Raw genomic sequence first — 1166 nt, forward strand, 5'->3', positions numbered from 1 at the left:
CAGCCGCCCGTCCTGCTGCCAAAGCCGCCGCGAAACCGGCCGCGAAGCCTGCGGCAAAACCCGCGACAAAACCCGCTGTGAAGGCCGCTGCCAAACCAGCAGCCAAGCCAACTGCTGCAGCCAAACCGGCAGCGACTGCCGCCAAGCCTGCTGCGGCTAAACCTGCTGCCAAGCCGGCCGCAAAACCAGCCGCAAAACCAGCCGCGAAAAAACCAGCTGCTGCCAAACCAGCTGCCGCCAAACCGGCCACGGCTCCAGCGGCCAAGCCTGCCGCACCGGCAACCTCGCCAGCGACCGCTGCGCCGGCCGCTACGGCCTCGACCACCACGACTGCGCCAACGCCGGCCGCTGCGTCGAGCGTCACCAGCAACCCAACCAGCGCTTCCTAAGCGCGGGTGACCGCGTCGCGCAGCACTTGCAGCGCGTCGCGGTTCGGGCTGGCGCCCATCAGGCTTTCCAGCCACTCATTCGACGCTGATAGCGCCTGCGGCCAGTTCTGAGCCACCTGCTCCAACTGCCACAACAGATGCCGTTCGGCCTCCAGTTCCAGCGCCTTCATCTGTTCGCGCAACCCCTTGAGCACCGGATCTTCCGCCGCCAGGGTTTTCCATTGCATGCGTAATGCCCGCAGCGGTTGCACCACCTCGATATCCCAGGGACCCACCAGCATTTGCAGTTGCTGCACGCGTTGTTCGTTGCAGGCAATTGCGCGTTGTTCCAGCCACAAACCGCACAGCAGCAGGCAGACATTGGCCCCCGTCGATTGCAGTTGCAGGCAAGCGTCTTCCACACCCGGGCGGGCGTAGGTGGCAAGGGAAAAGCTCCACAGGTCAGAGGACATCGTGCTACTCGCGCCAGTTGTGAGCGAAGCTGGTAGACTCCGCCGCCATTATGATCCGACTTCAGAACCTGACTTTACAGCGTGGCCCGCAACGTCTGCTAGAAGACGCCGAGCTGACCCTGCACGCCGGCCACAAAGCCGGCCTCATCGGTGCCAACGGCGCCGGCAAATCCAGCCTGTTCGCCTTGTTGCGCGGCGAGTTGCACCCGGACTCGGGCGATTGCCTGTTGCCGGCCGACTGGCGGATCGCGCACATGCGCCAGGAGGTCGACACCCTCGAGCGTCTGGCGGTCGACTATGTGCTCGATGGCGACCTGCGTCTACG

At 65.0% G+C, this 1166-nt stretch carries 1 protein-coding gene and 2 pseudogenes; 2 read left to right on the top strand and 1 reads right to left on the bottom strand.

The features are described 5' to 3' along the window. Nucleotides 1-389 (top strand): annotated as a pseudogene (locus DBR24_RS34165) (transcriptional regulator); the annotation flags it as partial. Here DBR24_RS34165 and DBR24_RS28100 read toward each other — a convergent pair. Beyond that, on the bottom strand, nucleotides 386-841 hold the full coding sequence (locus tag DBR24_RS28100) for a TIGR02444 family protein (protein ID WP_128616328.1): 456 nt from the start codon (nucleotides 839-841) through the stop codon (nucleotides 386-388). The pseudogene DBR24_RS34165 and the gene DBR24_RS28100 sit on opposite strands and share 4 nt — an antisense overlap. A 50-nt stretch (nucleotides 842-891) precedes the next feature. On the opposite strand from DBR24_RS28100, the pseudogene DBR24_RS34170 reads away from it, so the two are divergent. Next, nucleotides 892-1166, top strand: a pseudogene (locus DBR24_RS34170) (ATP-binding cassette domain-containing protein); the annotation flags it as partial.

Source organism: Pseudomonas sp. HMWF006 (genome assembly GCF_003061205.1).
GTDB classification, from domain to species: Bacteria; Pseudomonadota; Gammaproteobacteria; order Pseudomonadales; family Pseudomonadaceae; genus Aquipseudomonas; species Aquipseudomonas monsensis.